The following is a 6,162-nucleotide window of genomic DNA, read 5'->3' on the forward strand; positions in this document are numbered from 1 at the left end:
ATCAATGAAGAAATCATACGCCGATATGTAAGACATCAAGAGAAGCAAGAGCGAGTAGAGCAGCACCAGTTGGCGTTGGATTAAACAAAGGCCCCCTTTTAGGGGGCTCACACAAAGCCACCTTCTTTAGAAGGTGGTAATTTACTTTGTCCTTATTTGAGATTACTTGCGCTCTAGCAGTACACCTGCTTCCATGTGGTGGGTGAATGGGAACTGGTCGAACAGGGCGAAACGAGTCACTTTGTGTGTTTCACAAAGGACATCCAGATTTTCTTTCAGTGTTTCTGGGTTACATGAGATATACATGATGCGCTCGTAACCTTGCACCATCTTACATGTGTCGATGTCCATACCTGCACGTGGTGGATCAACAAAAATGGTATTGCAGTTGTAGCTGTTTAGGTCGACGCCCGCATCTTTTAAACGGCGGAACTCACGTTTTCCTTCGATTGCTTGAGTAAACTCTTCAGCAGACAGGCGTAAGATCTGCACGTTACCGATATTATTGGCCTTAATGTTGTACTGAGCAGATTCTACGGAAGGCTTTGCAAGCTCAGTTGCCAAAACGCGATCGAAGTTTTGCGCGAGTGCTAGTGAAAAGTTACCGTTACCACAGTAAAGCTCAAGTAGATCGCCACTACTCTCTTGGGTGCAGTCAACCGCCCACTCTAACATCTTCTCCGCGACCTTACCGTTAGGTTGGGTAAAGCTGTTTTCAACTTGTTGGTAAACGTATGGTTTGCCATTGACATCGAGCTTCTCAATGACATAGTCACGATCAAGAACAATCTTCATCTTGCGTGCACGACCAATAATGTTGAGGTTAAAGCCTTCATCATTGAGACGCTGCTTGAGGGCTTTTGCATGTTTCGTCCACTCTTCATCTAATTGACGATGGTAAAGCAGTGACACCAAAACTTCACCACTCAGTGTCGATAAGAAGTCAACTTGGAACAACTTACGGCGCAGAGATTCATTATCTTTCATCGCTTCGACGAGAAGAGGCATCAAGTCGTTGATCAGGCGGCTAGCGGCTGGGAACTGATCGATGCGGTACTTCTCTCGAGTCTCTTGGTTGAACATGATGTAGTAGAGGTCTTCACCTTCATGCCAAACACGAAATTCTGCACGCATACGGTAGTGTTGTTCTGGTGATTCGAACACTTCCAACTCAGGTACATTATAAGAAGCGAACATCTCGTTGAGACGGTCGACCTTTTCAGCCAGTTGTTCTTGGTAGCGTTGCGGGTTTACATCAAGAGTCGCCATGGTGATTACCTTTGGTTTTGTACCTGTGAATGGTGCATTTAATTCAAGAGCGCAGATTTTATTCAATCTCAGCAGTATGTCCAGTACTGTCCCCTCAATGCCTTAAAGATAGCGTGTAAAGTGGTAATGAGTGAGTAGATGAAAGCGGCCAATTTCATCTGAATGAAGAATATAGACTGGACAAATAATCAATTGCTGAATAACATCGACGCCAAGCTGGTGCTGTCTAGATGTATAGATGGCTGAAAAGGGAATCTGGTGTAAATCCAGAACTGACGCGCAGCGGTAAAAGAGAACGAAAGCTCAAATAGACACTGTATATAGATTTATGCGGGAAGTAGAGCCAGTAGGAGGCAAATGCCAAGCTCTTAAGTCCGAAGACCTGCCAGCAGCTGAGCAAAACACTGGAAGCAATAGGCTCCATGCTCAGTAGGACTGACGCGATTTAGGATTATAAAAATGAACCGATCTATTCTAGCGATGGCAGTGGCATCGCTACTTTCACACACCTCTTATTCTTACGCTCAAGAAGTTTCAACTGATGAGACTATGGTGGTTCTTGCCAAAAGTGATTTCAACAGTTCTATTGAAGACATCCCGGCTAACGTAACCGTAATTACTTCTGATGATATTGCAGCTAGCGGTGCTAAGAGTTTAGATACATTGCTAAGAGCTCGTGCAGGTATTCAGATTTCTGACACAAACAGTGGACCAGCATTTGCTATCCGAGGTTTTACTGGTGGACAAGCGGCTAACAACACTCTGATCTTGGTCGATGGACGTCGTCTAAACAAACAAGACCTTTCTGCTCCGCAAGTCAGCTCAATTCTGGTTTCGCAGATTGAACGCGTTGAAGTTCTATCTGGTAGTGCTGGTGTTTTATATGGTGACCAAGCTGTAGGTGGTGTTATCAACATTATTACTAAGGGTGGTAACCAAGACGGTGGCAACGTATCAGTAAGCGTTGGCAGCTTTGACTCGGTCGCTGGTAGTGTTGACGTATCTAAGCAGTTAAATGAGCGTTGGAACTTATTCCTCAGCGCAAGTCAGGATAACAGTGATAACTATCGTGAGCATAACAAGCGAGAGACGGGTGTATTACTTGGTCGACTGAACTATGACCAAGACCAGACTGAGTTTTTCGCAGAAGCAAGCTATTACGACAACAACCGTCAATATGCTGGTTCGTTAACTGAAGAACAATACGAGCAAGATCCAACTCAGGCTGGTTCGTCAAACCCGACTGATTACTCTCATGAAATCACTAAAGCACTTCGTGCGGGTTATAAACGTAATCTAAGTGACGCATGGATCCTTGGTACAGATGTCATTTACGATAACACTTCAGGATCTGGCTTGGCTTGGGGAAGCTCTACAGCAAGTAAAAGTAAGCAGTTGTTTGGTTCGGTAAATGTAGAAAACCAATTCTCTACACAATCTGGTCAAGGTAATGTACTACTTGGTCTTGAAGGTGCAGATCGTGATCACTCATACAAGTCATCATCAACTGACAGAGCGAATGAGCAAAACAGCTACAGCGTGTTCGGCCAGCTAAACCATCCTTTAATCACGGATCTAACGTTGACAACGGGTGCTCGATACAGCTCTGTAGAAGATAAGCTCTACGATGGAGCAATTTACCCTAACACTGAGAAGCTATCTGAATCCCAGGATGCTTATGAGCTTGGTCTGAACTACAAGATTACTCCGTCTCAGCGAGTGTACGTTCGCGGGGAGACTAACTTCAGGTTTGCTAAGATAGACGAGCAAGCATATACCTCACCAGGTGTTTTAGGCCTGAAGCCGCAAACAGGTAAATCCTTGGAAGCAGGCTGGGGTCTTTATGAAGCTGATTACAGCGTTAAAGTCGATGTATTTAATCTCCAGCTAGAAGATGAAATTGTTTTTGATAGCAGTGCACCGACTCCGGTTGGTGGATTCTTTTCTGGAGCGAATGTTAACGCTGACGAATCTGAACGAAACGGCATCAGTGTTAGCGGTGACTTGTACGTGCATGAAAACCTTCAGCTAGGCTTGGAATACAACCTGATTGATGCTGAGTTCTCAAGCGGTGATAACAAGGGTAAAAAACTACCTTGGGTCGCACGTAATACTGGCCGAGCGTTTGCGACATACGATATCAGTTACGAGTGGCAAGTTTTTGTCGAAGGTGTTTACACAGGCACTCGTTATAAAGATGGTGATACATCAAATAGCTTAGATAAGCTGCCTGCATATTGGTTAGGTAACCTGGCGGTAAGTTACATTCAAAATGAATGGTCAGCGACACTTCGTGTTGATAATGCATTCGATGAAAAATATGCAGCAAATGCGAACAACTGGGGAGCGTATTACCCAGGCGATGGTCGTAAAGTTATGCTAACTGGCTCTTACCAGTTTTAATATCTCAAACCGCCTTCGGGCGGTTTTTTCTTATAGATAGATAATCACTATGCAAAAGAACGTCATTATTAGCTGGTCAAGTGGCAAAGACTCGACACTGACCCTTGAAAGATTGATGGACAACGAACAGTACAATGTCGTTGGACTTTATACCACCTATGTCAAAGACGAAGTCCCCTTTCAGGCAACGCCCCTTTATGTCCTAGATATGCAAGCCGAACTGTTGGACCTACCTCTAATTAAAATCGAACTACCCGAATCATTTCCACCAAACGAGATCTATCAAGACACCATTATCAGAGGCTTAAAACAGAGTAACCTCTCAATAGATGCAGTCGCCTTTGGCGATATGTTCTGTAATGGCATCGAAGCTTATCGTCGTAGTTATATAGAACCAGCCGGTTGGGAGTGTGTATTTCCTTTATTGGGTCAGAGTAGTAGAGATCTTGCTGATGAAATCATTGCAAGAGAGATTCAAACATTGGTCGTTACGACAGATAGTTCCCGACTCGCAAGCCAGTATTGTGGCAAATGGTACAGCGAAGCGTTTATACGCAGTTTGCCCGACGGTGTAGATCCTTGTGGTGAAGATGGTGAATTTCACACCTTGGTTACTGATACCCGAAGCTACTCGGGCAGAATTGATATTGAAACTACATATATAGAAGAGGGGGAGCGTTTCTGTTATCAGCGTTACACCGCGAAGAGATTGCCAAATACCTAGCAGAGAGTATTATTGCCAAGTCCAAATGAAGTGAGTTAATCAAGTGAACCATCAAACAGCGAAAATACTGATCTTTGATTCTGGCGTAGGCGGCTTATCTGTATATAAAGAAATACAGGCTCAACTTCCTCAACTTGATTACCTCTATATATTTGATAACGAAGCATACCCATATGGTGAACTTGACCACAATACACTGATTGCCCGCGTTGATATCATCGTCTCTTCCTTGGTTGCAGAGCATCAAATCGATTTAGTGGTCATTGCGTGCAATACGGCCAGCACGATCGTTTTACCAACGCTAAGAGCCAAATTATCGATTCCTGTTGTCGGCGTCGTTCCAGCAATCAAACCCGCATCCAACCTTGCCAATAAAGCGGTGGGTCTTATTGCGACTCCCGCAACTATTACACGCGAATACACCCATGACCTCATTCGAGACTTTTCGCAAAGCAAACCAGTGGAATTACTAGGTTCAACTCGGCTGGTGGATATTGCAGAAGAAAAACTACGAGGCAAAAGCGTTGATCTCGGTGAGTTAAAAGAAATACTCTCACCGATGGCGAGTAAGATCGACGTTGCGGTACTGGGCTGCACACATTTCCCACTGATCAAAGAAGAAATACAGGCGGTGTTAACAGACCATGTATTACTGGTTGATTCAGGAGAAGCGATTGCGAGAAGGGTGAAAGACTTATTGGTCTTTGAAGCGAATAGCGAAAAGAAAGGAAAGAGAGAAATCTATTCAAGTGCTCCCCCTTGGGAAGAAGGAGCCTTGAATCAGGCATTATACTTAATGGGCTTTAGTCCAGTTCAGTACTATCCGATTGAGATTTAGGGTCATTAGCAACACGTACTTTTAGAGTTCGTTGCATATAGTCCTTCTCATTAAGTGCATCTATAGCGGGCTGTGCATCTGTCGCAGCCATTACGACAAAGCCAAACCCTCTTCTTTTACCGGTACGTTTATCCTTCATTAGACGAACCGCAAAAACTTCACCATGCTTGGCGAACAGGTCCTTTACATGGGATTCATTTGCCTTATATGGCAAGTTCCCGACATAGAGTGTTTTAGTTGAAGGGTCATTCAATTGATCTTGTTCGATGTTGGTGTTCGAAAGTTTAAGAATAAAAGCGGAAGCAAAAACACCTAGAACAAAGCTCAAAGCAGGGGGAATGGCTACCTGCGAAAAGATGATCCCACCCAAAACAGCTAAGGCGACAATCATTAAGGTCGATTTTTTTGAACTCATATTGGAATACAACTTTTAGGTTTGAGAAAAATTAGGTCTACCGTTAACAAAATAGACACAGGGATCTTACGTATATGGTTGTAGTTTTTCCAACCTATTGATGTGACCTGACTCAAATGTTGAAATTTTATTCTATTTTCAGCGGTTTGATTTCTTTTTGACCAAACGGAAATTAATTTCAAAAAAACACTTGTCATCCTCTCAGAGCTCCCTATAATGCCGCTCCATCGACACGGAATGAGACGAAAGTCACGCGCCGAGTTGGAAAGAGAAAAAAGAAGTTAAAAAAACTCTTGACTCTAAAAATGGGAGGCGTAAGATACGCACCCCTAGCAGTGAGGCGATAAACGCTAAGCTGGCTAGAAAAAGCTCTTTAAAAATATAGACCTATCAATCTGTGTGGGCACTCGTTGATGATAATCCAATTAGAAATTTCTCTAAATAAAGAGGGGTTTCAAATTAGGTTTCAATGAAACGAAGTGACCAAACGAGACTTCTTTTGGAAACATTAGA

The 6,162-nt window shown here is 43.6% G+C and carries 5 protein-coding genes, 1 pseudogene and 1 riboswitch; of the genes and pseudogenes, 4 read left to right on the plus strand and 2 right to left on the minus strand.

Going from position 1 to position 6,162, the window contains the following annotated elements:
* Nucleotides 1-84, plus strand: a pseudogene (locus tag QTN94_RS18935) (IS200/IS605 family transposase); the annotation flags it as partial.
* 78 nt (nucleotides 85-162) lie between these two features.
* Here QTN94_RS18935 and trmA read toward each other — a convergent pair.
* The gene (gene trmA, locus QTN94_RS18940) at nucleotides 163-1,269 is read right to left on the minus strand and encodes a tRNA (uridine(54)-C5)-methyltransferase TrmA (protein WP_331428526.1); all 1,107 of its coding nucleotides are present in this window, start codon (nucleotides 1,267-1,269) and stop codon (nucleotides 163-165) included.
* Nucleotides 1,270-1,469: 200 nt separating this feature from the next.
* A riboswitch (cobalamin riboswitch) is annotated at nucleotides 1,470-1,673 on the plus strand.
* 55 nt (nucleotides 1,674-1,728) lie between these two features.
* On the opposite strand from trmA, the gene QTN94_RS18945 reads away from it, so the two are divergent.
* The 3 genes from QTN94_RS18945 to murI are packed head-to-tail and all read left to right on the plus strand — an operon-like array spanning nucleotide 1,729 to nucleotide 5,234.
* The gene (locus QTN94_RS18945) at nucleotides 1,729-3,672 is read left to right on the plus strand and encodes a TonB-dependent receptor family protein (RefSeq protein ID WP_331428527.1); all 1,944 of its coding nucleotides are present in this window, start codon (nucleotides 1,729-1,731) and stop codon (nucleotides 3,670-3,672) included.
* A 49-nt stretch (nucleotides 3,673-3,721) separates the two neighbouring features.
* On the plus strand, nucleotides 3,722-4,396 hold the full coding sequence (locus tag QTN94_RS18950) for an ATPase (protein ID WP_331418242.1): 675 nt from the start codon (nucleotides 3,722-3,724) through the stop codon (nucleotides 4,394-4,396).
* Between the two features lie 43 nt (nucleotides 4,397-4,439).
* The gene (gene murI, locus QTN94_RS18955) at nucleotides 4,440-5,234 is read left to right on the plus strand and encodes a glutamate racemase (protein ID WP_138971322.1); all 795 of its coding nucleotides are present in this window, start codon (nucleotides 4,440-4,442) and stop codon (nucleotides 5,232-5,234) included.
* Here the strand turns inward: murI and QTN94_RS18960 are convergent.
* Nucleotides 5,200-5,649, minus strand: coding sequence for an RNA recognition motif domain-containing protein (locus QTN94_RS18960; RefSeq protein WP_331428528.1), 450 nt, complete (start codon nucleotides 5,647-5,649; stop codon nucleotides 5,200-5,202). The two genes, murI and QTN94_RS18960, sit on opposite strands and share 35 nt — an antisense overlap.
* Between the last annotated feature and the right edge of the window lie 513 nt (nucleotides 5,650-6,162).

The sequence above is a fragment of the Vibrio sp. M250220 genome, from assembly GCF_036533795.1.
GTDB lineage: Bacteria > Pseudomonadota > Gammaproteobacteria > Enterobacterales > Vibrionaceae > Vibrio.

Excerpts from the sequence above, each read along its gene's own strand:
- QTN94_RS18945 (WP_331428527.1), top strand. The coding sequence starts at position 1,729 with ATGAACCGATCTATTCTAGCGATGGCAGTGGCATCGCTACTTTCACAC.
- QTN94_RS18950 (WP_331418242.1), top strand. The coding sequence starts at position 3,722 with ATGCAAAAGAACGTCATTATTAGCTGGTCAAGTGGCAAAGACTCGACA.
- trmA (WP_331428526.1), bottom strand. The coding sequence starts at position 1,269 with ATGGCGACTCTTGATGTAAACCCGCAACGCTACCAAGAACAACTGGCT.
- QTN94_RS18960 (WP_331428528.1), bottom strand. The coding sequence starts at position 5,649 with ATGAGTTCAAAAAAATCGACCTTAATGATTGTCGCCTTAGCTGTTTTG.